Source organism: Microbacterium sp. H1-D42, from assembly GCF_022637555.1.
Lineage (GTDB): Bacteria > Actinomycetota > Actinomycetes > Actinomycetales > Microbacteriaceae > Microbacterium.
On the sequence record NZ_CP093342.1, the window covers coordinates 778,019 to 804,113 of the forward strand.

Below are 26,095 nucleotides of genomic sequence, written 5' to 3' on the forward strand. Positions count from 1 at the left end.
CCGCCGCCAGCGGGGTGGTTCAGGCCGGGCGCACGGCCACACAGCACTGGCCTTCGTGCGGTTCGCCGTGCGCGCAGAGCTGCTCGCAGCCGAGTCCGTCGAGGATGCCGTCGATCAGCGCGAGGTTCGCCGAGCACACCAGCTGGGTGTGGTCGCGGGCGAGCGAGTCGAAGGGGCAGTTCGCGAGTGTGAGCGCATCGCCCCCGCGGCGCGGCTCGTAGCCATGCGCGTCGAGCACCGTGGCGATGCGCACGAGGTCGTCGGGGGCCTCCCCGTCGGGCGAATCGGATGCTGTCGCGGATGCTGCGATGAGGCGTCCTTCTTCGCGGGCGACCGCGTCGACAGCATCCGACAGCGGCATCCCGTCGCCGGCGCGTTCGATCGCACCGGCGAGCAGGTGGCCGACCAGGTCGTAGCGGCGCTCGGGCAGTGAGACGGCGATCGTTCCGGTGGCGCGGCGGTACAGCTTGGACGGGCGGCCCGCTCCGGGGCCGGTGCGGCCGCTCAGTCGGCGGAACTCCGTTTCGAGCAGCCCCACCTCGACGAGCTTGTCGAGGTGGAAGCGGGCCATGTGCGCCGGTATCTCGATGGCGTCAGCGGCGGTGTCGCGCGTGACGGGGTCTGGCTGCGCGGCGATGAACTCGTAGAGGGCGCGCCGGGTCTCGTCGGCGAGTGCGCCGATGCTCACTGCACGGTCGGTGGTGCTCATGGGTCTCTAACAAACAGTGTACTCGCTTTTAGAAACGACCGGACCGACCACTGAGGGGCAGGGTTACGGCTGGCTCGGCCGCGCCGCGCGCTGAGCGCGGCGGATCAGGCCGACCAGCCCAGCGATCAGGACGAGCACCCCCAGCGACAGCAGGCTGACGGCGGCTATCGTGCCAGGGGTGAGGCCGGCGAACCAGTCGGTCAGGTCGTCGCGTCGGGCGGACGAGCTGAGAATCCAGATCCCAGTCCACGCCAGGGCCGCGAAGAAGACGCCCCAGACGATCGCAGCCCAGCGGGTGCGCGGGGTGAGAGCGGGGGAGGCAGCAGGACCGGTGGATGCTGCGGTGTCGGGGGACGCCACAGCATCCACCGTCGTGGCGTCGGCCACCTCGGCAGCCAGCAGCGGCAGCGTCGGCTGCGCGTTCAGGGGTTCGGGGTTGATCCGCTCGGTGTTCATTCGGAGGTCTCCTCGTCGGCGCGCACGTAGTAGGTGACGTAGATGGTTCCGGAATCCTGGTCGATCGTGACCGGTGCTCGCGTGATCACGGTGGTCTCAGCTGTCGGATCATTGGCGGAGGTGACGGACTCGTGGATGATGTTCGTGCCGTCGCCGAGCGGCCGGCCGGTCCACGTACCGCTGTCACCGGGCTCGGAGGAGCCATCCGCGTGGAGCGCCACCTGCGTCCAGTTCACACTCACGTCGTCGCCGATCGTGGCGGTGAGATCCAGCTGCACGCCCTGATCGACGTTGATCTGGGTGAAGCCTTCGCCCTTGTGCACCGTGATCGGCTCAGACCGACCCTCCTCGAACGGATACAGCCAAAGAGCTGTGAAGCCGAACGGCTGGCGCAGGTCGACCGGTGCGGCATTCGACAGTTGCACCTGGCCGAACCTCACATCGCCCACCGTCGCGCCGATGCCGGCGATCATCGCACCGAACAGCGTCACCGCTGTGACGAAAGCCAGGAAGCCGCTGCGTCGCCGCGCGATGCCGGTGATGATCATGCCGAGCGCCAGCACGAGGGAGGCCGAGAACAGCGCAAGGCCGACCGTGACAGCATCCGGAGTCTGCGACCACAGCCACACGACCGCACCGGTGACCAGCGCGAGACCGATCGCCGTGGCGACGTACGCGAAGCTCGCGCGCGGCTTCGAATCCCTGCGCACGCGGCGTCTCTCGGCCGCCTCGGCCGAGAATGCGGCCGCGGTCTCCTCGCGTTCGCGGCGAGCCTGCTCGCGTGCGACGCGATCGGCATCCTGCTGCTGGTCGCGCCATGCGCGCTCCTGCTGCTGCCAGGCGGCGTGCTGCTCACGCCAGGCGCCGAGGTCGGAAGGATCGGAGGGCTGGGCGGGTTCGGCCGGTTCGGCCGGGCGTTCGAGGGCGGGGGCGGATGCCATCATCGCAGCGAATGCGATCCCCCCGGCATCCGCCCCTCGCCCGTCCGTCTCAGCGGCGATACCCGAGTCGCCGGCTGAGACGAACGAGACCGGAGCGACCGTCGCCGCGGAAGCCGTTCGCGGGTCGGTCGGAGAACCTCCGGGGGTGCGGCGCGCAGCGCGCACGATGAAGACGAGCAGCACGATGACCAGTGCCAGCCCGAGGAAGAAGCCGAAGATGCTGAGGCCTGACGGGCCGCCGAAACCGTAGTCGTACCCGTTGTAGGGCCCCGTGACGATGCGGAAGAACAGGCTCAGCGCCGAGAGCGGCCACAGCGTCATCAGCCCGATCACGACACCGGCGAGGATGCCGAGCTGCGCCGGCTCGTAGTGCCCATGCACCAGTGTGCGGGCGTGGATGCGGCCCTCGGCGTCAGGCAGCAGCGCCCAGGCGATGGCGTACAGCAGGATCAGCGGCAGACCGCACAGCGTCGCGACCACGAGGATGCCGCGGACGATCAGGGGATCGATGCGCAGGCGGGCGGCGATGCCGGCGGCGACCCCGCCGATCCAGCCCTCCGACCGCGCGATGCCGAGTCCTGCGACCCACGAGAAGAACCGGTTGTCGCCGGACGGCGGTGCGGTCGGAATCGTCATGCTTCGATCCTGTCGGTCAGGTGGTGGTGCGTGCCATGGGGTGAACCCCTGACTGAACCCTGATCCTGTGCTCTCAGGGGGTCTGGCGAGGGCATCCGATGATTGGATGGCGTCATGTCCTCTTCCGCCGCGCACGCAGCATCCGATGCGCACGTCGCACAGGCCGCGCACTTCGCGCCGCGTCCGCGCCGCGTCGCCGCCCCGCCGCGCCCCGCACTGACGCGGGTGCGCGAGTGCGCCGTCTCTGGCACCGCCGCCGGCGTCGCCCGCCACCTCGGCGCGCGCGTGTGGGTGGTGCGGATGCTGTTCCTCGCTCTCACGCTGCTCGGTGGCGCCGGTGTGCTGCTGTACGTGTGGTGCTGGGCGTTCATGCCGTGGGAGCAGGGCGAGTCGGCGCCGTCGCGGAAGGTTCCGGTCGCGTGGATCCTGCTGGCGAGCGCCGTCGTGCTCGAACTCATCGTGTTGCCGCAGGTGGGCTCGGGGTACTTCTACTTCGCGGGGATCCCTCAGTCGGATCTCGGTGATCTGTCGTCGTTCGCGTACGACGTGGCTTCACTGGTGCTCGTCGTGGCGCTGCTCGCCGGAGCAGGGCTCTGGGCCGAGCTGGTGGATCGCACCGACCCCGCGCGGGGCACACGGCACGCCAGCATCGTCAGAGGGATCGCCGTGGCGCTGCTCGTGCTGCTGCTCATCGTGCTGACGATGCGACCCGCATCGCCGATCCTGATGCTGCTGCCGATCCTCGGCCTGCTCGCGGTGTTCTCGTCGTCGTTCGCGCATCGCTGGCGTGAGCTGCAGGGCGAGCGCATCCGCCGTATCCGCGAGGAGCAGCGCAGCGAGATGGCCGCGCACCTGCACGATTCGGTGCTGCAGACCCTCGCCCTGATCCAGAACCGTGCCGGGGCGTCGAGCGAGGCTGCGCGCCTGGCCCGCGCGCAGGAGCGCGAGCTGCGGGCATGGCTGTACGACGGAGATGCCCCTGCCGACAGCGACCTGGCCACCGACTTGCGCGACTACGCCGGGGCGCTCGAGCTCGACTACCCCGCGCACATCGATGTGGTCTCGGCTGGACTGTCCACCGAGCGGGCCAGCGGTGAGCTGGCCGCTGCCGCACGCGAAGCGATGCTGAACGCCGCCAGGCACGCGGGCGGCGACGTATCGGTGTACATCGAAGGTGCGGTGACCGGCGTCGACGTCTACATCCGCGACCGCGGTGCCGGGTTCGCCCTGAGTGCGGTGCCGAGTGACCGGCTCGGCGTGCGCGAGTCGATCATCGGTCGGATGCGACGGGCCGGCGGATCCGCGACCGTGCGCAGCGACGGAGGAGGCACCGAAGTGCACCTGTGGATCGTCGGCACGGGGACTGGTGGTGTCGGATCGCCGGTGGCGACGGCTGCGTCGGGATCGGCGGCCGTGGCGCCCGCGTCGGGATCGGCGAGTGCGGAGGAGAGTCGTGGTTGACAGCATCCGAGTGGTGATCGTCGACGACCACTCCATCTTCCGCTCCGGCCTGCGGGCCGACCTCGACGCGACCGTCGAGGTCGTCGGCGAGGCGGCCGACGTGCCGTCGGCGATCGCCGTGATCGGCGAGACGCAACCTGACGTCGTGCTGCTCGATGTGCACCTGCCCGGTGGCGGCGGGGCGGACGCGACTGGCGGCGAGACGGTGATCCGCAGCTCGACGCCGACCAGCGCGCGCTTTCTCGCGCTGAGTGTGTCGGATGCTGCTGAAGACGTCGTGCGCGTGATCCGCGCCGGTGCTCGCGGCTACATCACGAAGGGCTCCTCCGGCATCGAGGTCTCGCAGGCGGTGCATGCCGTCGCAGACGGCGACGCCGTGTTCTCACCGCGTCTGGCTGGATTCGTGCTCGATGCTTTCGGCGCTGTCGCCGGCGAGACCGCGGCTGTCGATGACGAACTCGATCGGCTGTCGTCCCGCGAGCAGGAGGTCATGCGGCTGATCGCCCGCGGATACGCCTACAAAGAGGTCGCGAGCGAGCTGTTCATCTCGATCAAGACCGTCGAGACGCACGTGTCGTCGGTGCTGCGCAAGCTGCAGCTCTCGTCGCGTCACGAGCTCACGGTGTGGGCGTCGGAGCGGCGACTGCTCTAGAGCGAAGTCGGCTCGAGAATGGAACCGAGGAGGTGACGCAGTGCAGAAGAGAACGAGACGACGGGTCGCGGCGATCGTCGTCCCGCTCGTCGGACTGCTCTCCGGCGCACTCTTCGTGCGCCTTCTGCTCGACTGGTCGGACTCTCAGCCGTACGCCGGAGCGGAGACCGAGACGAGGTATATCGTGATCGCCGTCGGCGCAGTGGCCTGGGTCGCGGTCAGCTGCGCGATCGGCGTCTGGCTGTGGTGGTCCAGCCGGCGCTCTTCGCCCGCGCTCGATCGCGAAGCGTCGCGGTGACTGGCGGGCTCAGGCCGCCAGCCACAGTCCCTTCTGGTCGGTGACGACCTTCGTTCCCGGTGCCACGATCTCGTCGTGCCCGATTCGCGTGCCGCGTGCGACCCGCGCGCCTGCGCCGATCTCAGTGCGCACGCCGATCCAGGCGTTCTCGCCGACGGCGGCGCCGGATCCGATGTGCGCGTGCGCGTCGATCCGCGCGTTCTCGCCGATCACGGCATCCGGTTCGATCCACGCGCCACGGGCGATGCGCGCCCCCGCTCCGACGCGCGCACCGGGTTCGATATAGGCGCCGATCTCGACGAAGGCCTTCGGATTCACCTTCGCACCATGCGCGACGAGGCCGCGACCGTTCACGTGCTTGCGATATCGCAGCGTCGCGCCCTGGTCGTCCTCGATATCGATGTAGTTCTTACCCACGATTCCTCCCGAATTCCGGGCTAGTCCCAGTAAGTGAACAACCACGGACCCGCTCGATACATTCCCGATCGGGGATGTCGGCGAGTGCGTTGGCGTAAAGCTGCCATCTCGTGCCGCTTTCCGGGCGACGCGGGCTAGGCTTCAAGGATTCCGACGACGAAGGCGTGCCGATGGATGCAGTGGAACTCACCGATCGACTCGAAGCGCTCCTCCGCTCCGCCCGAGCGTCTGGTGAGACGAGCGCGACGGGGCTGGATGTCACACGTGAGCAGCCTGATGAGCCGCCTCTGGGTGAGGCGATAGCTACGCACACGGACATGAATCAGCTGTTCAGCTCTCTCCAGCTCTCGGCGACGCACTCGGTCGACGCGCTCGACAACGGCGACTACTGCGCCGAGACGCGAGGTCAGAGCCCCTCGCAGACCGTCGCACTCGCCACCGGCGTGAGGTATCGGGTCGTGTACTCGACGGGCATCTTCGATCAGGACGCCCATCTCGAGGCGACACTCAGCGCGATAGCGCAGGGGGAGGACGCCCGCGTCTTCGACCATGTTCCCTCGCGGGTGCTCATCCGAGATGGTCAGGAGGTGCTGGTCATCGCCAGCGGGTATCCCGATGCCGAGCAGCTCGGCTTTCACTCAGCGCATCCCGCGGTCGTGAGCTACTTCTGCGAGATGTTCGACATGGTGTGGACCCGCGCGATCCCGGTGACTGAGCGGCGCCCCGACATCGTGGGGATCCTCACCGGTGATCAGATCCAGCTGCTCAGATACCTTGTGCTCGGGCGCACCGATGCCAGCATCGCCCGATCCCTCGGCGTCAGCACCCGCACGGTTCAACGGCAGATTCAGACCATCCAGCTGCGGCTCGGCGCACGGGGAAGATTCCAGTTGGGGCTGTTGGTGAGCCGGTTCTTCCCGAGTCTCGGGAATGACTCCCAACCTCAGACGCACGTGGAGGCCCCGGCGCGTTGACGCCGAAGCCTCCACGATGCCCGATCGTCACTCGACGATCGGGCATCGACCTCAGTAGTGGGCGATGACGCTCACATTCGCGAAGTCCTCGACTCCCAGCAGCGTGACGTAGTTCCATCCCGACGCTGGCCAGTCGATCACGACCTGCTCGCCGTTACCGGCACTGGTTGAGCGCGCCACGTGGTTCTGGGGGCTGGCCCAACCAGAGTGACCGACGTAGAGATCGGCGTCACCGCTCCCTCCGCCCGACGTGACAGTCAGCTGCGGGGTGCCGGACGGAACCCACACGAGCAGGTACGCGGTGTCGCCCTCCTCGGCGGTGAGCCCCATTCGTCCGCACGCCTGACCGAGCAGTCGCACGTCGGGATCGGCGCATTCCGGAACCGTCCACGTGTCATCGGGGTCGGGGTTGCCCGTGTCTGGCGCCGTGACGGTCACCGAGCGCGTGGCTGTGGCCGTCGCGCCCTTGTCATCGGTGACGGTGAGCTTCACGGTGAACGTGCCCGTTTCTGCGTAAGTGACGACTGGGCTCTTCTCGGTGGAGGTCGTTCCGTCTCCGAAGCTCCAGGTGCGGTTCGCGATCTGGCCGTCGGTGTCGCTGGAACCGTCGGTGAACGTCGCTGTCAGACCATCAGCCTCGACCGTGAAGGCCGCAGTCGGAGCCTGGTTCTGCGGCGGCTGCTCGCCTCCGCCGAGATCTGCCGAACAGTCACCCTGCGCGCATTTGGCGAGGAATGCAGCGAACGCGTCGTCGTCCGCGGTGCCGATGCTGTCCTTCAGATAACTGCGGGCGGCGGCCCAGTCACCCGAGCGGTACTTGCCGAGTACGGTCTGCATCTCGTCCGGGCGCTCGTTCAGCATGAAGCTGACTGCCAGGTAGCCCCAGCGGTAGATGCGATCAGTGCCATGGTCGTACGTCGTGTCGAACAGGGTGCTGAGCTTGTACTGCCCTGTCGCCGCGAGCTGCTGTGCTTCCGTGTACGGCACCGCGCGGTAGTGGTACGAGATGTACTCTGCGAAGCCTTCGACCCACCAGATCGTCGGTGTCGAGATGTTCTCGGTGAAGTCGCCGTGCATGTTGAACCGGCCGTCGAGGTAGTGCGTGTACTCGTGGTTGAGGTTCCAGATGGCGAAGTCGGGCCGGAGCCACTCGGCTTCGTAGGCGATGAAGCGAGCCTTGTTGTTCGCCTGCGAAGGGTCGCCCTCCAGGTACATGCCGCCGTTGTTCGTGTCGATTCCGAACAGTGAGCCGGCGTACGTCTGGTAGTCGTCGCTTGAGTCGAAGACCACCACTTCGATGTTGGTGTTCACGTCGTCCGGCACGGGGCCGGGATCCTTCGCGACGGCGTGGAAGTAGGCGTCCTGCGCGTTGAGGCTCGCGCAACTGTCGTCCAGCTCTGCCGAGTTCATGTCCTGTGCGCGAATCGTGATGCTCGAGCTGCAGACGTGGGTCGTCGGCAGCACGTGTGCTTCGATGCGCTCCTGCAGATCGCACGTGCCGTAGTAGCTGCAGTCCGCGGCGTCATACCAGTCAGCCATCTGCGCGACAGCGACCCAGAGGCCAGAAGTCGCGCCGTCGAGGGATGTCTGATCGAGCACGGACTTCACCATCGGCTTCACAGCGGCCTTCACCTCGGGATCGCCGAGGAATCGACCCAGTTCGCGACCCGCGTTGGTCACGAGGTACGCATTGTCGCCGCCGATCAGATCGACATGCTCGAGCGCGAAGTCGCGCAGAACGCTCAGCAGCGAGGTGTCAGCGGCGACCTGCTGGACGAACGCGGGTACCTGATGCCCTCGGAACAGCACTGTGAATGTGCCGTTGACGGCATTCAGCATCCACCAGGAAGAATCGTAATTCGCGTCGTAGTCGGTCAGCAGCCGCTTCACGACGTGGATGTAGCGGTCATTGAGTTCGGCGCTGTCGATGAGCGTCACGGCCTCGGAAAGCGTCTCTCCGTTCGCGTCGCTGACATCCTGCGACCGCGGGTTGCCGAAGAACTCATCGAGCGCACCGCTGACAGCGGCACGCAGCGCGGTGCCGAAGGCGGGGACGACGGAGGAGTTGTAGTACTGCACGTAGTACCCCGCGCGCAGGAACAGCACCAGTTGAGCCGCGGACGTCGAGTTGTCACCCGCATAGGACTGCGCGACCGTTCTCAGCGCGTTCGCCGCCGCGACCATCTTCGACTCGGTGAAGATATCAGCGGCCTGCTCACCCGTCACGGAGAAAAGGGTGTTCACGCAGTCGGTCGTGCTGGAGGTGATGAGATCCGAGAGTGCAGAGGGAGAGGCCGCCGCGAAGTCGGCGGTCGTGCAGGCCGCTGCCGCAGCCCGAGCTCCCATCGTCTTCGACGCGGTGCGCTGCTGCATCGAAGGCCGCTCTGGCGCGGTCTCCGGCTCGCCGGCAACGGTGCGCAGCGCGTCGGTGTTCGCCGAGATCGGAGGAAGCGCCGCGACTTCTTCCACGCTTTCCGGACTCACAAGCCCCGAGATATAGGACGGAGCGGATGTCGAATCGTCCTGACCCGGGTCCGGCGCCGCGGAGGTGCCGAATGCCGCCGTGGGTGACACGAGGGCGATCCCCGCGCACACAGCGACGCTGAGGAGCATCGTCGCTCCTCGACGCATCATGCGTACTGTCATGGTTCCTTCTTCCTGCGATCGGAATGTTCGAGGCCTTGTCTGAGGCACTCGTCTCGGAGAACGCAGGCCGGTCGAAGATCAAGATGCACCGACGCGCGCCTCTCCTGCCGACACTGTCGCACGACGATAAAGCCCTGTTCAACGTCGGAAATACGCCATCCGTGCGGGTGAAATGCGGTGTCGTGAAGACGCCAATCGTGTCAGGTGACGGGACGTTTCAGCCGAATTCCTGCACCAGGATGACGTTCAGCGCTGGCATCGCGGGCACCAGAAGGTGACGCGCTCGCGGGTCGGATCGGCGCCGATCCGACCCGTCTGGATCAGGGTTCCGCAGCGGCGGCATGGACGCTGCGCGCGGCCGTAGACCCAGTTCGTCCGGCCGCGTCTGGCGTCGCCCGTGAAGGTGCGGTCGGCGCGATCGCGGTTCGCGCGGATGGTGCGCACACCGAGGTCGAGGAGGGCCGCGATGTCGACCTGCGAGGTCGGCGTCTCCGGCAGGACTCCGCGCAGGAAGAGCAGCTCCGCGGCATACTCGTTGCCGAAGCCCGCGACGTTGCGCTGGTCGAGCAGGGCGACGTGGATGCTGCGGATGTCGCCGCTCAGGCGATGCGCGGCTTCAGCAGCATCCCAGTCGTCCGCGAGGGGATCGGGGCCGAGATGACCGACGAGTTCGTGCTCGTCACGTGCGGCGACGACCTGCACTTCGGCGATGTCGACGCCCACCGCCTCCGCACGGTCGGTCGCGACGATCGCGCGGACCTTGAACGCCGGATGCTGCCACCTCTCACCCGGCCGGTAGACGCGCCAGGAACCATCCATGCGCAGATGGGAATGAAGGGTCCAGTCGCCGATGCGCATGAGGATGTGCTTGCCGCGCGGGACGACCTCGCGCACGGTGTGCCCCGCGAGGTCGATCGTCGCGGCCTGCGGGACCCGCAGATCGAACCGCGTCGCCGTCTGCCCGTGCAGGGCGGCATCCAACCGCTGTGCGGTCTTGAAGACAGTGTCGCCCTCAGGCATGTCAGCGGGGTTCGCTCGGTGGCGCGGGTGGCGCGGGTGGCGTGCTGGGCGTGCTCGCGGGAGGCGGCGCCGGTGCGGTGTGCGCGGGGGCGGGCGGCGCCGGCGGCGAGGGTGCAGCGTTCGCGGGCGGCAGCACTGGTCGGCGGTCGAGCAGGTCTCGGGACAGCAGGGTGGCGCCGACGACAGCCGTCGGCATGACGAACACCGCACCGAACGGCACCATGAAACACAGCTGGGTCGCGGCACCGAAGCCCAGCAGGCGCCCGCGATGCGCGGCGAACAGCTGAGATCGGTCGTAGGTCGTCATGTCGCGGGCGTTCAGGGCGCGGCCGGTGAGCTCGCGGGCGAGGATGCGGCCGGTGAGCAGCACACTCGTCACGGTCGCGACGACGGCGCCGACCAGCGGGATGAAGCCCAGAGCGAGGGCGAGCAGCGCGACGAGCGCGCCAAGGGCGATGAGCCGGACGCTCTCGCCGAGGGCGACGAGGAAGCCGCCGTCCTCAGCGGGGACGTCGCCGCCGAGGTCGGTCTCGACGGTTCGCCAGATGCGCTGGTAGAACGGGTCTCCGATGAGCAGCGTCAGTGCGGTGAAGATGACTCCGGCGAGCACGAGTGCGGCGACTGCGATCACGATGCCGAATGCCACGCGCAGTGCGCTGCGCCAGAACGGATTCCAGCCATCTGCGAACGGCGTCGCCCAGTCGGTGATCCCGCCGAGTGAGAGCAGCAGCGGGATGACGCCAGCGGCGAGCACCACCAGTGAGATGAACGCGGGGACAAGACCCAGCGCCATCATTCCCGGGCGCTTCTTCCAATACCCGAACCCCCGCCCGAGGAATCGGATGCCGGTGATGAACTCGCTGATCAAGGGCCCGCCAATCTGAAATCGTCCTGCCTGCCCATGCTATTCGCCGCCGCGGACGTCCTGCCACGCGCACATACGGCACATATTTCCCCGCCCGGCACACGGATCGGCCGGTTTCCTGTGCAGAACGGGGAGACGTGTGCAGGCGCGTACGCTCAGGCAGCCGCGCGGCGCAGCGCGTAGCCGCGCGGCGTGGGGACGAAACCGGCCTCCTGCAGAGCCAGGGCGAAGGGAGTCCCGTAGATGGCCGCCCCGTTGATCTTCTCGACGGTCAGCGTCTCGAGGCGCCGTGCGCGCGAGGTCGCGGCCAGATCGGATGCTGCCGCGCGCAGCACCTCGGGGTCATCGTCGAATGCCAGAACCGTGCGCCCACCGCGCTCGAGGTAGAGCACCAGGGCGCCATCGATGAGCACCACCAGACCGCCCGCTTTACGGCCGGGACGGTGCGACACCGCGTCGAGCCGCGGCCAACCAAGCGCCGCGCCATAGGGGTTCGCGGGGTCTGTCGCGGCGAGCGTGACAGCCCGGCGCGGGGGAGGGTCGGTGAGACCTGCGAAGGTGCGCAGTCGGTCGACGGTGGTGGATGCTGCGAACTGCGCGGCCCCGAGCCTCTCGATCACGTAGCCGCGCCGACAGTGCCCTGCCTCTTCGAATCCGGCCAGCACCCGGTACGCCTGGGCGAAGCCACCCGGCACGCCCTCAGCCTGCACAGCACCACGCGTGACCACGCCGTAGCGGTCCAGCAGGAGCCCCGCGGTGACGGTCGCGCGGCGCGCAGCATCCGACTCCGCTTCCGGCAGCACCGCCCAGCGGCCGCCAGAGCCGACCGACGGACCTCGTCCCGCAGGCCGCGCCAGCGAGATGCCCCGATAGGTGCGCGTGCGCGGCGCGCGCCGCGCCGCCTTATGCGCCTGCGAGCCACCCGCGATCAGAGCGCGCACCGGCGCGAACGTGTCATTGGTGATGTGCCCCTGCCATGCCAGAGTCCACAGCGAATCCAGCACGGACTGCTCATTCTCGGCATCCGTCATCGTCCTCACGGCACCGGTGAACGACGCACCGCTCAGACGCAGCACGTCGAGCACCCGCTCATCGAGCGAGCCTGCGGCCGGCATCTCCTCTGGGATCGGCAGCGTGAACGGCGCGAGGTCCGCGGGGTGCAGCGACACCCAGCCGTCGCGACCGGGCAGTGCGCCGTGACCGGCCCAGACCACCTCGCCCGCTGCGGTCAACTCATCGAGCAGCGCCGGCGTGTAATCGCGCACGCGGCTGGGCAGCACGAGTGACTCCCAGGCGCTGGCGGGGATCGGCACGCCGGCGAGCTGTTCGACGATGCTCAGCACACCGTCGATGCCCTCCACCGGCCTCGTCAGGTGCTGCCAGTCCGGCAGGAAGCGCGCATAGGCCCCAGGGCTCACCGGCTCGACGCTGCCGCGGATGGCCGCGAGTGAGCGCATCCGCAGGCGGCGCAGCACCTCGGAGTCGCACCACTCCTTCTCGCCACTCGGGTCGGCGTCGGAAGCAGGAAGGAAGAACCCGCTGGTCAGACGCCCGGCCGACTCCAGCCGCTGCAGGGTGTGCCGAGCGACGGCAGCGCCGACGCCGAAGCGCTCGGCGACCGATGCCGTCGTGAACGGCCCGTGCGTGCGCGCATGTCGTGAGGCGAGGTCGCCGAGCGGGTCGGCGACGGGGTCGAGGAAGGCGACGGGGATGCCAGTGGGCAGCGCTGCGCCGAGTGCGTCGCGCAGCCGCCCGGCGTCCTCGATGACGGCGAAGCGGGCGTGACCTGCGATGGTCATAGGGATCACGCGGCGGGCCGTGACGAGCTCGGACAGGAGAGCAGTCGCCGGTGCACCGGGTTCCAGACGGGCGGCGACCTCCGCGGCATCCAGCGGCCCGAGCTGTCGCAGCAGATCAGCGACGCCCTCGACCCCGCGGGCCTGCCGCTGCGGATCGAGGCGCTGCGCCTCGCGTTCGAACTGGGCGATCACATCGGGGTCGAGCAGTTCGCGCATCTCGACCGTGCCGAGCAGTTCGCCCAGCAGTGAAGGATCCACCGACAGCGCGGCCGCGCGGCGCTCGGCGAGCGGTGAATCGCCCTCGTACATGAACGCGCCGACGTAACCGAAGAGCAGGTCGCGGGCGAACGGCGACGGCTGCGCGGGCTCGGTCTCGACCAGCCGGATGCGGCGCTCGGAGATCTCGGTGATCAGCCGCCGCAGCGAGGGGAGGTCGTAGACGTCCTGCAGCACTTCGCGCAGCGTCTCGAGGATGATCGGGAACGTCGGATAGCGGCGCGCGACCTCGAGCAGCTGCGCCGAGCGCTGCCGCTGCTGCCACAGCGGCGTGCGCTTGTTCGGGTTCATCCGCGGCATCAGCAGCGCCCTGGCAGCGCACTCACGGAAGCGCGACGCGAACAGCGCCGACCCGCCGACCTCCGCCGTGACGATCTGCTCGAGCTCGTCCGCATCGAAGAAGAACAGCTCCGCTCCCGGCGGCTCGGCGTCGGCATCTGGAATCCGCACGATGATGCCGTCATCGCTCGCCACAGCCGAGCCCTCGACGCCGAGCCGCTCGCGCACCCGCGCGTTCACCGCGAGCGCCCACGGCGCGTGCACCTTCATGCCGTAAGGAGAATGCAGGATCACCCGCCAGTCGCCGACCTCGTCATGCCCACGCTCGACGGTGAGCGTGCGGTCGGTCGGCAGAGTGCCGGTTGCCTCGCGCTGCTCCGCGAGATGACTCATCAGATTCGCGCGGGCGCTCTCGTCGAGACCAGCGTCGATGAGCCGCTGCTGCGCCTTCGCAGGAGCGGCTGCGGACACCTCGCGCGAGAAGCGCCCCAGTGCCTCGCCGAGCTCGTACGGACGACCGATGCCGTCGCCGTGCCAGAACGGCACCTTGCCCGGCTGTCCGTAGGCGGGCAGCACGTTGACGCGGTCGTGCGTGATCTCGGCGATCCGCCAGCTGGTGGTGCCGAGGGTGAAGACGTCGCCGACGCGTGATTCGTAGACCATCTCCTCATCGAGCTCGCCGACCCTGGCACCCGTGGTCTCGCCGGCGACGAAGACGCCGAACAGCCCGCGGTCGGGGATGGTCCCGCCGCTGGTGACCGCGATCCGCTGCGCACCCGGGCGCCCGGTAAGCGTGCCGGCATCCCGATCCCACACGAGCCTAGGGCGCAGCTCGGCGAACTCGTCCGAGGGGAATCGCCCCGCGAGCAGGTCGAGAGTCGCCTCGTAGGCAGAGCGGGGGAGAGTCTGGAACGGCGCGCTGCGCCGCACCGTCTCGAACCAGTCCTCCACCGAGATCGGCGCGAGTGCGCACGCCGCGATCGTCTGCTGTGCGAGGATGTCGAGCGGATTGCGCGGAACGGCGATCGCCTCGATCTGCCCCGCCAGCATCCGTTCGGTGACGATGGCGGTGTGCAGGACGTCGCCGCGGTGCTTGGGGAACAGGGATGCCCGGCTCACCTCGCCGACCTGATGGCCGGCGCGGCCGACGCGCTGCAGACCGGATGCCGCTGACGGCGGGGCCTCGACCTGGATCACCAGGTCGACCGCTCCCATGTCGATGCCCAGCTCGAGACTGCTGGTGGCGACGACGCAGCGCAGGATGCCCGATTTCAGCTCGTCCTCGACCTGTGCGCGCTGTTCCTTCGACACCGATCCGTGGTGTGCTTTCGCGAGGACCGGATCGGCGCCAGCTGTGGAACCCGCCTGCGCCATCATGGCCGCAGGTGGCGCAGTCGGCTCTGGCAGCGCGACGCCGATGCGCTCGGAGTAGATCTCGTTCAGCCGCCCGGTGAGTCGCTCGGCGAGGCGCCGGGAGTTGGCGAACACGATGGTCGAGCGGTTCTCGAGGACCTTGTCGACGATCGCCTCCTCGACGTGCGGCCAGACCGAACCGGTGACTTCTGTGTACTCCGCTGGTTCGTCAGAAACGGCTGCAGCGCCGGGCGGTGGAGGAGGATTGCGCATGTCGTCCATCGGCACGACGACATCGAGTTCGAATGTCTTCACCGCTCGAGGAGCGACGATCTCGACCGGGGCCGATCCGCCGAGGAACCGCGCCACCTCATCGATCGGCCGCACCGTCGCCGACAGGCCGATGCGCTGTGCGGGCTCGGCTGCGCCGTCGGCCGCGCGCAGGGCATCCAGCCGCTCAAGACTCACCGCCAGGTGCGCGCCCCGCTTCGTGGCAGCGACCGCGTGCACTTCGTCGATGATCACGGTGTGCACCCCGCGCAGCGTCTCGCCGGCGCGGCTGGTGAGCATCAGATACAGCGATTCCGGAGTGGTGATCAGGATGTCGGGCGGAGCGCTGACGAGCTTGCGGCGGTCGGAGGAAGTCGTGTCGCCGGACCGCACGCCCACGGTGACCTCCGGCACATCGAGGCCGAGGCGACGTGCGGACTGGCCGATGCCGACGAGCGGAGAGCGCAGGTTGCGCTCGACGTCGACGCCCAGTGCCTTCAGCGGCGAGATGTAGAGGATGCGAGTGCGGGCGCTCTCAGCGGCAGCATCCGACTTCGTCGATGCCATGCGCTCACGGAAGACGCTGTCGATCGCCCACAGGAATGCGGACAGCGTCTTGCCCGACCCTGTCGGCGCGACGACGAGCGCGCTGCAGCCCGCCGACACCGCCTCCCACGCGCCGACCTGCGCGGGCGTGGGCGCGTCGAACGCGCCCCGGAACCAGTCCTGCGTCGCGGGGGTGAAACGGTCGAGCACATCGCTCATGTCTCTATCTTCACCCGGGCATCCGACACGGGTATCGAAGTGGACCCTCGACAATGTCGGAGCGGTGGGGGATGCTGGCGAGATGGCGCATACGACGAACTACCTCAACACTTTCATCGAGGTCTCTGAGGACTGCCGGGCGGAGTACGGCGAGGAGCCGCCGATCGCCGAGAACCTCTCGATCGCGGCGCTGCATTACCGGCTCATCATCGAGCATCCCTATTCGCGCACCAGCGACGACGTGCTGTTCGAGACTCATGCGCTGCGCAAGGGCATCGACCCGGACGACGCGGATGCCAGGGCCGAGTTCTTCTCTCAGGGACAGGCCTGCCTGCGCTCTTCGCCGATCAGCAAGCGCTACGGCTGGGGCACGCATCATGACGCCGAGGGCCGCGTCGCGATGTACCCGCGCGAGTCGGAGGAGTATGCCGCGCTCGCCGCCGACCCGGCGCTGAAGCACACGCGGGCGATGCGCAGCAGTCGCGCGGCCTGAGCGGATGGACGACGCCGAATTCGAGAAGGTATACGGGCGCTGGGCACGGCGCACTCCGCAGGACGCCGCCCGACTGTTCGACGGGTATCCCGGCGTCTGGTGGATCGCCGGCGGGTGGGCGCTGGAGGCGTTCACGGGAGTCACGCGCCACCATGAAGACCTCGACCCGTCCGTGCTGCGGGCTGACCTGCCCGCCCTGCGGCGACACCTCGACGGGCACCTGCACGTGTGGAGCGCCTCGTCCGGAGCACTCAAGCCGATCCTCCCCGGCGACCGGCCTGAGGCCGCTGCCGACGACGTCCTGATGCCGGGCTCTGGTCAGGTCTGGACGCGGCCGGATGCCGAGCACCCCTGGGAGTTCGACATCCTGCTCAGCCCGGGAACCCGCGATCAATGGCGGTACAAGCGCGACGAATCGGTGCGGATGCCGATGGCCGACGCGCTGTGGGAGCGCGACGGCATCCGATATCTGCAGCCCGAGATCCAACTGCTCTACAAGGCCAAGGGCCTGCGCGCGAAGGATCAGATCGACTTCGACGCGACGCTGCCGTTCCTCGACGCGCGGCGGCGGGCTTGGCTGTCGGATGCTCTTGAGCAGACGCTCCCCGGGCATCCGTGGCTGGGGCCACTTCAACCCGCGAACGTGTGACACTTCCGGGACTGCCGGACATGACGGGGTATGAGCGAGCAGAACGACGAGACCGAGATCTGGAGTCGTGCGCGCACGGACAGCGGTGAGGCCTTCGCCGAACTCTTCCGTCGGCACCGTGACTCCGTGTTCCGCCGGGCGGCCGCGCTCGTCGACCGGATGCAGGATGCTGATGACGCTACGGCGATCGCGTTCTTCGAACTCTGGCGAAAGCGAAGATCGGTCGTACTCGTCGATGGCACGGTGCTGCCATGGCTGCTTGTCGCCGTCACCAATACGGCAAGGAACCAGCGGCGCGGCAGCGTTCGCTATCGGCGTCTGCTCGCCGCGCTCCCACGATCGGATGCCCGAGATGCTGAGCAGGAGGCGCTGACCGCCATCGAGACCGAGGTTCTCGGCATCCGCCTGCGGGAGGCACTGTCGGTGTTGGATCCGAAGGATGCCGCGCTGCTCACGCTCACGGCGCTCGATGGGCTCAGTGTTGCAGACGCTGCACCGCTGGTCGGCTTGAAAGCCGGCGCAGCGCGGACGCGCCTGATGCGGGCGCGCCGTCGGCTGCAGGACCGCTTGGGCAGGCACCCGTCGCACGTCACCTGGTCTCTCTCGGAAGGAGAACGCGCATGAACATCACACTGGATCCGGTTTTCGCCGCGGCCATCGAACGCGAGCTGATGAGTCTCGGCACGGCTCGGAGCCGACTGCGACGTCGTCAGCGGAGGGTGCGCCTTGCTGCCTTCGGCGGCGGATCGCTCGCGCTCGTCGGAGCGCTCACGGGGGCAGCGATCATCAGCGGGCTGCCGGGCGAGACTTCGGTCACGCCGTTCGATGAGACAGTCAGCGGTTCGTACACGGGCACGGCGACGGTCGATCTCGGGCCGGTGCCCGCGGGCGCAGACCGCGTGATCCTGGACGTGACCTGCAGGGAGGGCGGCACCATCGAGGTGCCGACGAACGCAGGGGCGGGGCAAGCCCGGCCTGGAAGCGTGTTCTGGACCTGCTCTGATCCGATCCGGGAGAAGTCGACAACCCGAATCGAGGACGGGCTGCTGCCGTCGAGCGGCGCAACGACGATCACGATCACCGCGGATGCCGGCACGCCGTGGACGGTAGTCGCCCGCTATGGCTCGTCGGTGACCACGTCTTGGGGCGTGAATGCGCGAGGCGAGACCTACGGCATCCCCAACGACAACGGAGTGCCGGATCTGATCGCCGCCCAGGCGACCAACGGCGAGGTCGGCTACACGCGGCTGAGTGAGCAGTCTTTTGAGGGGGAGGGGTACGTCAAGGTGTACAAGTCGGACGGCGAGACGCAGATCGGCTGGTTCCCGATCGGGGACCCTGCGACACTCGGCGATCCACCCGCGTTCGACGAGTAGGGCGGTCATCTTCGTCTCACTCGACAGGATGATTGCAATTCTGCAGGAGGATGCGACGGCATCCATCCTGTGGAATTGGAATCGTCCTAGGAAGTTGAAGGCGACCGAGCAGCCGGCGTGGCCGGCCGACCTCAGAAGTTCCCGAGGCCCTTCCCGACCACGCTGACGCCGAGCACGATGAACAGCACCGTCATGATCACGGCATTGTTCGCGGTGAGCCAGGTGCGGATGCCGGACAGCACGTCCGCGGCCTTCTTCGGGGCGGCGATCGCGGTGATGACCGGGATCGCGACGGTCAGCGAGGCGATGAGGGCGAAGATCAGCACGAGCGTCAGCTCCTCGCCGAGGTTCTCGCCGCTGCGGCCGATCATCGTGCCGGCCGCCGCCGCCAGCAGCAGGTTCTTCGGGTTCACTCCCGAGAGCAGCAGTGCGAGCCCGGTCGCCGCGAACGGCTTCATGGTGTCGATCTTCGACATCCAGGCGGGCAGCTCGGCATCGACGCCGGGGGCCGGGCGCGAGCGCCACTGACGCACAGCGAGGAACAGCAGCCCGAGACCCAGCAGAAGCTGAATGACGGCCATGACCGGCTTCGAGCCGTCAGAGGTGTCCGGCTCGGGGATGATCCCCGCGAGCAGCGTGAACACCGTCGTCGCCACGAGCACGCCGACCAGCCAGCCCACCAGGAAGCCGAGGCCGAGCTGCTTCGAGCGCGGCGACATCAGCATCAGGATGACGGCGATGATCGGGATCGGACTGATGGCGATGCCGACAGCGCTGGGCAGTACGTCGCCGATGACCTCAAGCATGAGTGTTCTCCCTCTGGTCGGATGCTGCTCTCATCATGCCCGGATGAGGCGCCCTCGGCATCCATTCCGGTTTCGTCTAGGTTCGTGTTGCGTGGGCAGGGCGTGGATGCACGACCGTGCGCCCGCATTGGGGGAGCGGGACCCGGGCGGGGTGATCCCTGCGAGAATCGAGAGGGCGAAGATGACAGAGCTGACGATCGGCACCGTGCTGGGGGAGCCCGAGCAGGCCGTGCAGTTGGACGCGCGGCGGTTCAACCGCCACACCTTCTGGTGTGGTCAGAGCGGCAGCGGCAAGACCTACGCGCTGGGCGTCGTGCTCGAGCAGCTGCTGTTGCGCACGGAGCTGCCGATGCTGATCCTCGACCCGAACTCTGATTTCGTGCACCTGCCGAAGACACGTGACGCCGCCAGTGCCGAGGATGCCGCGCGTCTGGCCGACATCGACATCCGCGTCTTCCACTCATCTCAACGTGACGGGGAGCGATTGCGGGCCCGTTACATCGACATGTCGACAGTGTCCAAGGCCGCGCTGCTGCAGCTTGACCCGATCAAGGACGCGGAGGAGTACAACGTGCTCCTGCACATGGAGGAGCACACGGATCGACTCGACACCGATCACATGCTCGAGAACCTACGCGCATCTGGTGATCCCGGCATGGTGCGTCTGGCGAATCGCATCGACAACCTCGAGGTGCTCGGCTGGGATCTCTGGTCGCGCGGCGAGGGGGCGATCACGCAAGTCATCGACGAGCGTCCCCGTGCCACAGTGATGGACCTCGGCGGATTCGCCCACCCGAACGAACCGAAGGTCGCCGCCCTCGCGGTGCTCGAGCACCTCTGGGCGCGCAGGGAGGAGCGGCGCCCCATCCTCATCGTGATCGACGAGGCGCACAACCTCTGTTCGCCGAATCCACGCACCGATGTCGAACGGGTGCTCACCGAGCAATTGGTGCAGATCGCCGCCGAGGGGCGCAAGTTCGGTCTGTGGCTGTTGCTGTCGACGCAGCGGCCGACGAAGATCCACCCGAATGTGCTGTCTCAGTGCGACAACCTCGCGCTGATGCGCGTCAACGCGCCGCGCGACCTCGCCGAGCTCGCCGACGTCTTCGGCTTCGCGGGCGACAAGATCAGCCGTTCCCAGCGGTTCACCCAGGGGCAGGCGCTGTTCGCCGGGGGGTTCATCGAAGAGCCCACCTACGTGCAGATGGGCGTGCGCATCACCGAGGAATCCGGCGGCGACGTGCGCGTGCCGCTGCGCGAAGGGTAGAGCACGATGCGAGTCGCGCCTGGACACAGCCTGCGGATGCTGGACACCGGTGCGCCATGAAGACGACGCTCGAGTCGCTCACACGCGGCCTGCGCCGATACCTGCGCAGATTCGGCGGACGCAAGACCGTCGGCGCTGATCTGAAGGCCGGTCTCGTGCTGGGCGTCGAAAGCGTCCCGGACGGGTTGGCGGCGGGACTGCTCGCCGGGGTGAGCCCGCTGCACGGACTGTACGCCTACATGTTCGGTGCCCTCGGTGGCGCGCTCGCCACCGGGTCGGCGTTCATGACCGTTCAGTCCACTGGTGCGATGTCGGTCGTCATCGCGGACGTCTCCGCCTCGACGCCAGGCGGCCTCACCGCTGGCGCACTCACGATGCTCGGCATACTCACCGGCCTGGTGATGCTCGGCCTGGGCATCGCACGGCTCGGGTCGCTGGTGCGCTTCATCCCGACCGCGGTGCTGGTCGGCTTCATCAACGCGGTCGCGGTGAACATCGTGCTGGGGCAGCTCGACAACGCGACGGGCATCTCGTCTGAGGGGGCGAATCGCATCCTCAAGGCGGTGGATTCGTTCCTGCACATCTGGCAGTGGAGCTGGCCGACCGTGCTCGTCGGCGCGGTCACCGTCGCACTGATCCTGCTGCTCGAGCGCACCAGGCTCGGCGCCCTCGCCCTGGTCGTCGCGGTCATCGCAGGCTCTGCGCTCGCCGCCCTGCTGGCGCTGCTCGGCGGCATCGACAAGGTGGCGACCATCGGCGACGTGGCCAGCGTGCCGCAATCGCTGCCCGGACTGCAGCTGCCGGATCTCTCCACGGCGTTCACGCTGCTGATCCCCGCACTCTCCCTGGCGCTGGTCGGACTCGTGCAGGGCGCTGCCATCAGCGGCTCGATCCCCAATCCCGATGGCCGCTACCCGGATGCCTCCGCGGACTTCCGCGGGCAGGGCGTCGCGAATCTGGCATCCGGCCTGTTCCAGGGCATCCCCGTCGGCGGGTCGATGTCGGCGACGGCGCTGGTGCGCGCGGCGGGCGCGAAGACCGCGCTCGCCAACCTCTTCGCCGGTGTGGTGATGGCGATCACGATCCTCGCCTTCGCCTCGCTCATCGAGTACGTCGCCATGTCGGCGCTGGCAGGGCTGCTCATCGTGGTCGGCGTTCGGACCTTCAAGTTCCACGACCTGTACATGGTGTGGCGCACCGGCGCCGTGCAGGCCACGGTGCTGGCGGTCACCTTCCTGCTCACCTTGCTGATCCCGCTGCAGTACGCGGTGCTGACCGGCGTGGGCCTCGCCGTGATCCTGATCGTCGTGCAGCAGTCCAACCGCGTGGTGCTCAAGCGGTGGGAGTTCGACGAACTCAGCACCCTGCCGGTGGAGTCGTCGCCGCCCGCCACCATCCCTCCTGGCGAGATCCTCATCCTCGCGCCCTACGGCAGCCTGTTCTTCGCGGCCGCGCCGGTCTTCGAGAAGCAGCTGCCCGAGGTGCCGACGTATCTGGCCGGCGCCGTGGTGATCCTGCGACTGCGGGGCAAGGAGGCGCTCGGCAGCACGTTCCTGCGGACGATGGCGACGTACGCCGAGCGGGTGCGTGCCGCAGGTGGAACCCTGATGATCTCCGGCGTCAGCGAGACGGTCTACGAACAGCTGCGCAGCACGCGGATCATCCGCCGGATCGGTGAGCGGTACGTCTTCCAGGCGAAGCCCCGGCTGGGTGCCTCACTGCAGCAGGCCATTGACGCCGCGCAGCGGATGCTCGACGATCGCAAGCAATGACGGACAAGCACCGATGGACCGACCTGGAAAGAGGGCGACATGCTGATACTCGGCTCGTTCTGGAGCGTCCTGCTGCTGACCTTCTGGGCGTTCGTGCTGCTCGCGGCGCTGCTCGCCGTGTTTCTGACGATCAGCGACCTGTTCCGCGACCGTGCGTTGAGCGGCTGGGCGAAGGCGGCATGGGTGGTGCTGCTGATCTTCCTCCCGCTGCTGGGGTCGCTGATCTACGTCATCGCCCGCGGCCGTGGCATGCCCGATCGCATCGGCGACGCAGCGCGGCGCCGGCACGAGCGGGCTGACGCCAGAGCCCGTGCCGACACCGCGGAGTGACCTCCCTCAGCCCACCTGCTGCAGCATCCGATCCCCGTCCGGCGCCACGGTGAGCTCCAGCGTGAGGCTCACGTCGAGCTGGCCGAGGAACGCATCGTCGTGGCTGACGATCAGCACCGCCCCGCGGTAAGCGCGCAGTGCCTGCACCAGCTGCTCGAGTGTGTCGAGATCGAGGTTGTTCGTCGGCTCGTCGAGCACCACGAGCTGCGGTGCGGGTTCGGCCAGCAGCAGCGTCGCCAGCGCGACGCGGAACCGCTCACCGCCTGACAGCGCCGAGACAGGACGGTTCACGGTCTCCCCGCGGATGAGGAAGCGCGCGAGCCGGTTGCGCAGCTCCTTGTCCGGCACGTGCGGCGCCGCCGCCGCGATGTTCTCGATGACCGATGCCCGCTCATCGAGCCCATCCACGCGCTGCGACAGGTAGCCGATGCGGTCGGTGTGCGCGAAGGCGGTCGGCGCGCCATCGGCCGTGCCTGCGCCATCGGCCGTGCCTGCGCCATCGGCCGTGCCTGCGGCATCGGCCGTGCCTGCGGCGTCGGATGCCACGAGCCGGCGCAGCAGGGTGGTCTTGCCTGCCCCGTTCGGGCCGACCAGCGCCACGCGCTCCGGGCCCTGGATGACCCAGGCGCGCTCGGCATCGCCGATCGTCGCGATCCGTCGTGCCGGAGGCACTTGCGGATCTGGCAGGTCGATCTTCATCGTGGCGTCATCACGCACGCGGTGTCCTGCGGCGTCGAGCGCCTGGCGGGCGACGTCCTCCTTCCCGGCCACCTCGGTGCGCAGCTTGCCGGCCGACACCTGCGCCGCCATCTTGCGCCCGTTCGCGATGATCTTGGGCACGCGCTTCTCGACCTCCGCCTTCTTGGCCATCTGCGACCTCGTCGCGAGCTTCAGCTCGGCCTCGATGCGCTGCCGCTTCTCCTTCTTGAACGCCTGCTTGGCGTCGCGCTCGGCCTGCTGCGCCGCGTGCTGCTCGGCATCCAGCCACGCCCGCCACTGGGAGTACGGGCCGCCGAACACGTGCAGCGCATTGCCGTACAGCTCTGCCGTGTCGTCCATCAGCTCCAGCAGCGTGACGTCGTGGCTGACGACGATCAGAGTGCCCTTCCAGGACCGCACCATGTCGCCAAGGCGCGCACGCGCCACCCGGTCGAGATTGTTGGTGGGCTCGTCGAGCAGGGTGATCGGCGCGCGTCGGAGTCGGATGCCCGCGATCGCCACCAGCACGGCCTCGCCGCCGGAGAGCTCGCCGACGGTGCGGTCGAGGAACGACGGATCGAGTCCCGCCTCTGCGAGTGACGCCTCGGCGCGCGCCTCGATGTCCCAGTCGTCGCCGACGGCGTCGAAGTGCGCGGGATCGACGTCGCCAGCGGTGATGGCGCGGACAGCATCCAGCGCCGGTGCGATGCCGAGCAGGTCGGCGACGCGACGCTCGATGTCGAGCGTCAGCCGCTGCGGCAGGTAGGCGACCTCGCCAGTGGTGACGATGGTCCCCGAGGCGGGGGTCAGCTCGCCGGAGATAAGGCGCAGCAGCGTTGTCTTGCCTGAGCCGTTGCGGCCGACGAGACCGGTGCGCCCGGCGCCGAAGGCACCGGACAGGTCACCGAGCACTACCGAGCCGTCCGGCCAGGTGAAGGTGAGACGGTCGATGGTGACCGATGCGGATGAGATGGGTGATGACATGGGCGACTCCCGGAGGTTTTCGGGTGCGCGGATGCCGACGAGGCCACATCACGTCGAGGACGTGGAAGACCGGATGTCAAGGGAGGACCCAGGGGTCGTCGGATCAGCGCGTGAATAAGAACGCGGAGGCGACGACTCAGATCAATGGACTTCCCAACACGGCGGACAAGGGCCTCATGACTGTATCCCGGGCGTGTCGACTCGCGCAAGCCCGGGTCGCGCTCGCGCGCATATCCGTCGCGTGGGGGATGCCTGCCGCCCTCGCACGCGCGTAGCGTCGAGGGCATGGATGATCAGCCGAGCGGACACGAGACGAGCAGGCGCCTGACGCTGGGAGCGGGGATCGCCATCGGAATGGGCGTCGGTGTCGCACTGGGAGTCTCGTTCGACAACATGGGCCTCGGCATCGGGGTCGGTCTTGCGATCGGCATCGCGATCAGCGCCGCCCCGGAGTTCATCGGACGACGCCGGCGCGGTGATGATCCGGGCGCGGGCGAGTCGGATGCGGCAGATCCGGGCGACCCGGATGGCGCGGGGGACGAGCCGGGCGCGCCGGGCGACGACCTGCGCCCCTGAGCGTCAGCGCCTCAGCGGCCCTCGGTCACTCGGCATCCTCAGCATCCCGCCACTTCGCGAGGAACACGCCCACGTCGGCGAGCTCGTACTCGGAGATGCTGTGGGTCAGCCCCGCGTACACGCGGCCGGACAGCTCGGAGTGCTCGGGAAGCCACTGCGCAGTGTGGGCGACGAGCGCATCAGGGATCACGTCGTCATTGCTGCCGCGTCCCCAGAATACCGGCGGGCGCGACTCGCGCAGCACTTCGTCGTTCGGCAGCTCGCCCACGGCGGCGTACCCGCTCAGTGCCACCACGGCATCGATGCGCGTCGGCTGCAGGCGCAGCGCCTGCAGCGCGACCGCGGCCCCCTGCGAGAAGCCGAGCAGGGCGATCGTCGGGGCGCCGGCGGCTGCCTCGTCGAGCCACGTCAGCAGCGCCTCGGCGGCGGTCGTGATGCCAGCGGCATCCCTGGTGTCGAGCGAGTCGATCGCGTACCACGACCGGCCGGGCATCGGCCAGGGCGGGGTCAGGGGAGCCGCCACGGCGGCGACCGCGATGCCGTCGGGAAGGTACGGCACCAGGCCGAAGAGGTCGCGCTCATCGGCTCCATACCCGTGCAGCAGCACCAGCAGCGGTTTGCCCTCGCGGGGCGCTTCGGACCACAGCGTGGCGGAGGGATCGATCGAGACGGTCACGATGCCATCCTGCCAGCAGGCGCCGACGCTGGTAGAAATGACCCATGACGGTGCGCACACCCGACCCCGACCCCGACGGCGACGACTTCGCCTTCGATGGCGCGCCAGGCGACACGAACCCCGGGTGGCTCAGCGACATCGAGCTCGAAGAGGCCAGGCGCCGCCTGCCGATGCTCTACGTCGAGGCGATCCCGGTGCGCACCGACGGCTCAGGGCAGGTCACCTCGATCGGGGCGCTGCTGCGGTCGACGCCCCTGGGCGAGATGACGCGCACGATCGTGTCCGGCCGCGTGCGCTACGGCGAGAGCATCCGCGATGCGCTCTTCCGGCACATCGAGAACGACCTGGGCCCGATGGCGTTTCCGCAGCTGCCGCCGTCGCCCGATCCGTTCACGGTCGCCGAGTACTTCCCCATTCCCGGGGTCAGCGCGTATCACGACGACCGGCAGCACGCGGTGTCGCTGGCGTTCGTCGTGCCGGTGACGGGCACCTGCGAACCGCGACAGGACGCCCTCGAGGTCACCTGGTTCTCGCCGGAGGAGGCGGCATCCGACGCGCTTTCCGCCGAGATGGAGGGTGGCCGCGGCACTCTGCTCCGGCACGCCCTCGCGCACCTCGGCCTGCTGCGCTGATTCCGCCGCCCGCGGTGT

At 68.6% G+C, this 26,095-nt stretch carries 24 protein-coding genes; 13 read left to right on the top strand and 11 right to left on the bottom strand.

Annotation, left to right across the window (positions count from 1 at the left end; translation table 11 throughout):
- Positions 1-19: 19 nt before the first annotated feature.
- The 3 genes from MNR00_RS03605 to MNR00_RS03615 form a co-directional block, all read right to left on the bottom strand.
- Entirely contained in the window at positions 20-709 is a 690-nt protein-coding gene (locus MNR00_RS03605) for a helix-turn-helix domain-containing protein (RefSeq protein ID WP_241927813.1), read from the bottom strand.
- Positions 710-772: 63 nt separating this feature from the next.
- Positions 773-1,165: a hypothetical protein gene (locus MNR00_RS03610; protein WP_241927814.1), complete on the bottom strand. Its 393-nt coding sequence runs from the start codon at positions 1,163-1,165 to the stop codon at positions 773-775.
- Positions 1,162-2,742 carry a PspC domain-containing protein gene (locus MNR00_RS03615; RefSeq protein ID WP_241927815.1) on the bottom strand — a complete coding sequence of 527 codons (1,581 nt, stop codon included), beginning with the start codon at positions 2,740-2,742 and terminating at the stop codon, positions 1,162-1,164. Before MNR00_RS03615 ends, MNR00_RS03610 begins: the two co-directional genes overlap by 4 nt.
- Before the next feature lie 114 nt (positions 2,743-2,856).
- On the opposite strand from MNR00_RS03615, the gene MNR00_RS03620 reads away from it, so the two are divergent.
- The 3 genes from MNR00_RS03620 to MNR00_RS03630 are packed head-to-tail and all read left to right on the top strand — an operon-like array spanning position 2,857 to position 5,153.
- Positions 2,857-4,203: an ATP-binding protein gene (locus MNR00_RS03620; protein ID WP_241927816.1), complete on the top strand. Its 1,347-nt coding sequence runs from the start codon at positions 2,857-2,859 to the stop codon at positions 4,201-4,203.
- On the top strand, positions 4,196-4,855 hold the full coding sequence (locus MNR00_RS03625; RefSeq protein ID WP_241927817.1) for a response regulator transcription factor: 660 nt from the start codon (positions 4,196-4,198) through the stop codon (positions 4,853-4,855). Before MNR00_RS03620 ends, MNR00_RS03625 begins: the two co-directional genes overlap by 8 nt.
- 40 nt (positions 4,856-4,895) lie before the next feature.
- Positions 4,896-5,153 carry a hypothetical protein gene (locus tag MNR00_RS03630; protein WP_241927818.1) on the top strand — a complete coding sequence of 86 codons (258 nt, stop codon included), beginning with the start codon at positions 4,896-4,898 and terminating at the stop codon, positions 5,151-5,153.
- A gap of 9 nt (positions 5,154-5,162) precedes the next feature.
- Here the strand turns inward: MNR00_RS03630 and MNR00_RS03635 are convergent, their stop codons facing one another.
- Positions 5,163-5,570 carry a transferase gene (locus tag MNR00_RS03635; RefSeq protein WP_241927819.1) on the bottom strand — a complete coding sequence of 136 codons (408 nt, stop codon included), beginning with the start codon at positions 5,568-5,570 and terminating at the stop codon, positions 5,163-5,165.
- Positions 5,571-5,740: 170 nt separating this feature from the next.
- On the opposite strand from MNR00_RS03635, the gene MNR00_RS03640 reads away from it, so the two are divergent.
- Positions 5,741-6,544: a helix-turn-helix transcriptional regulator gene (locus MNR00_RS03640; RefSeq protein WP_241927820.1), complete on the top strand. Its 804-nt coding sequence runs from the start codon at positions 5,741-5,743 to the stop codon at positions 6,542-6,544.
- Positions 6,545-6,595: 51 nt separating this feature from the next.
- On the opposite strand, the gene MNR00_RS03645 is transcribed toward MNR00_RS03640, so the two are convergent.
- From MNR00_RS03645 to MNR00_RS03660, 4 genes are all read right to left on the bottom strand, one after another.
- A complete protein-coding gene (locus MNR00_RS03645; RefSeq protein ID WP_241927821.1) occupies positions 6,596-9,157 on the bottom strand; it encodes a collagenase in 2,562 nt (853 codons plus the stop codon).
- Between the two features lie 279 nt (positions 9,158-9,436).
- Positions 9,437-10,210 (bottom strand): DNA-formamidopyrimidine glycosylase family protein, encoded by a 774-nt coding sequence (locus MNR00_RS03650; RefSeq protein ID WP_241927822.1) that lies wholly within the window; start codon positions 10,208-10,210, stop codon positions 9,437-9,439.
- 1 nt (position 10,211) lies between these two features.
- Positions 10,212-11,078: an EI24 domain-containing protein gene (locus MNR00_RS03655; protein ID WP_241927823.1), complete on the bottom strand. Its 867-nt coding sequence runs from the start codon at positions 11,076-11,078 to the stop codon at positions 10,212-10,214.
- A gap of 152 nt (positions 11,079-11,230) precedes the next feature.
- Positions 11,231-15,817, bottom strand: a complete 4,587-nt coding sequence (locus MNR00_RS03660) for an ATP-dependent helicase (protein ID WP_241927824.1) — start codon at positions 15,815-15,817, stop codon at positions 11,231-11,233.
- 82 nt (positions 15,818-15,899) lie between these two features.
- On the opposite strand from MNR00_RS03660, the gene MNR00_RS03665 reads away from it, so the two are divergent.
- From MNR00_RS03665 to MNR00_RS03680, 4 genes are read left to right on the top strand one after another with little or no spacing between them, the layout of a single operon-like run.
- Positions 15,900-16,310 carry a DUF6157 family protein gene (locus MNR00_RS03665; RefSeq protein ID WP_241927825.1) on the top strand — a complete coding sequence of 137 codons (411 nt, stop codon included), beginning with the start codon at positions 15,900-15,902 and terminating at the stop codon, positions 16,308-16,310.
- 4 nt (positions 16,311-16,314) lie between these two features.
- Positions 16,315-16,959, top strand: coding sequence for a hypothetical protein (locus MNR00_RS03670; RefSeq protein WP_241927826.1), 645 nt, complete (start codon positions 16,315-16,317; stop codon positions 16,957-16,959).
- Positions 16,960-16,989: 30 nt separating this feature from the next.
- Positions 16,990-17,583, top strand: coding sequence for a sigma-70 family RNA polymerase sigma factor (locus MNR00_RS03675; RefSeq protein ID WP_241927827.1), 594 nt, complete (start codon positions 16,990-16,992; stop codon positions 17,581-17,583).
- On the top strand, positions 17,580-18,335 hold the full coding sequence (locus MNR00_RS03680; RefSeq protein WP_241927828.1) for a hypothetical protein: 756 nt from the start codon (positions 17,580-17,582) through the stop codon (positions 18,333-18,335). Before MNR00_RS03675 ends, MNR00_RS03680 begins: the two co-directional genes overlap by 4 nt.
- A 131-nt stretch (positions 18,336-18,466) precedes the next feature.
- Here MNR00_RS03680 and MNR00_RS03685 read toward each other — a convergent pair whose 3' ends face one another.
- On the bottom strand, positions 18,467-19,141 hold the full coding sequence (locus MNR00_RS03685; protein ID WP_241927829.1) for a GAP family protein: 675 nt from the start codon (positions 19,139-19,141) through the stop codon (positions 18,467-18,469).
- Between the two features lie 181 nt (positions 19,142-19,322).
- On the opposite strand from MNR00_RS03685, the gene MNR00_RS03690 reads away from it, so the two are divergent.
- The 3 genes from MNR00_RS03690 to MNR00_RS03700 are packed head-to-tail and all read left to right on the top strand — an operon-like array spanning position 19,323 to position 22,510.
- Positions 19,323-20,408 (top strand): ATP-binding protein, encoded by a 1,086-nt coding sequence (locus MNR00_RS03690; protein ID WP_241927830.1) that lies wholly within the window; start codon positions 19,323-19,325, stop codon positions 20,406-20,408.
- A 56-nt stretch (positions 20,409-20,464) separates the two neighbouring features.
- The gene (locus tag MNR00_RS03695) at positions 20,465-22,180 is read left to right on the top strand and encodes a SulP family inorganic anion transporter (protein WP_241927831.1); all 1,716 of its coding nucleotides are present in this window, start codon (positions 20,465-20,467) and stop codon (positions 22,178-22,180) included.
- A 39-nt stretch (positions 22,181-22,219) separates the two neighbouring features.
- A complete protein-coding gene (locus MNR00_RS03700) occupies positions 22,220-22,510 on the top strand; it encodes a PLDc N-terminal domain-containing protein (RefSeq protein ID WP_241927832.1) in 291 nt (96 codons plus the stop codon).
- A 6-nt stretch (positions 22,511-22,516) separates the two neighbouring features.
- Here the strand turns inward: MNR00_RS03700 and MNR00_RS03705 are convergent, their stop codons facing one another.
- Complete coding sequence (locus MNR00_RS03705) at positions 22,517-24,193, bottom strand: ATP-binding cassette domain-containing protein (protein WP_241927833.1); 1,677 nt, start codon at positions 24,191-24,193, stop codon at positions 22,517-22,519.
- 285 nt (positions 24,194-24,478) lie between these two features.
- On the opposite strand from MNR00_RS03705, the gene MNR00_RS03710 reads away from it, so the two are divergent.
- Positions 24,479-24,769 carry a hypothetical protein gene (locus MNR00_RS03710; protein ID WP_241927834.1) on the top strand — a complete coding sequence of 97 codons (291 nt, stop codon included), beginning with the start codon at positions 24,479-24,481 and terminating at the stop codon, positions 24,767-24,769.
- Between the two features lie 25 nt (positions 24,770-24,794).
- Here the strand turns inward: MNR00_RS03710 and MNR00_RS03715 are convergent, their stop codons facing one another.
- A complete protein-coding gene (locus MNR00_RS03715) occupies positions 24,795-25,448 on the bottom strand; it encodes an alpha/beta fold hydrolase (protein ID WP_241928753.1) in 654 nt (217 codons plus the stop codon).
- Between the two features lie 41 nt (positions 25,449-25,489).
- Between MNR00_RS03715 and MNR00_RS03720 the strand changes: the two genes are divergently transcribed.
- Entirely contained in the window at positions 25,490-26,077 is a 588-nt protein-coding gene (locus tag MNR00_RS03720; protein WP_241927835.1) for an NUDIX hydrolase family protein, read from the top strand.
- Positions 26,078-26,095: the final 18 nt, after the last annotated feature.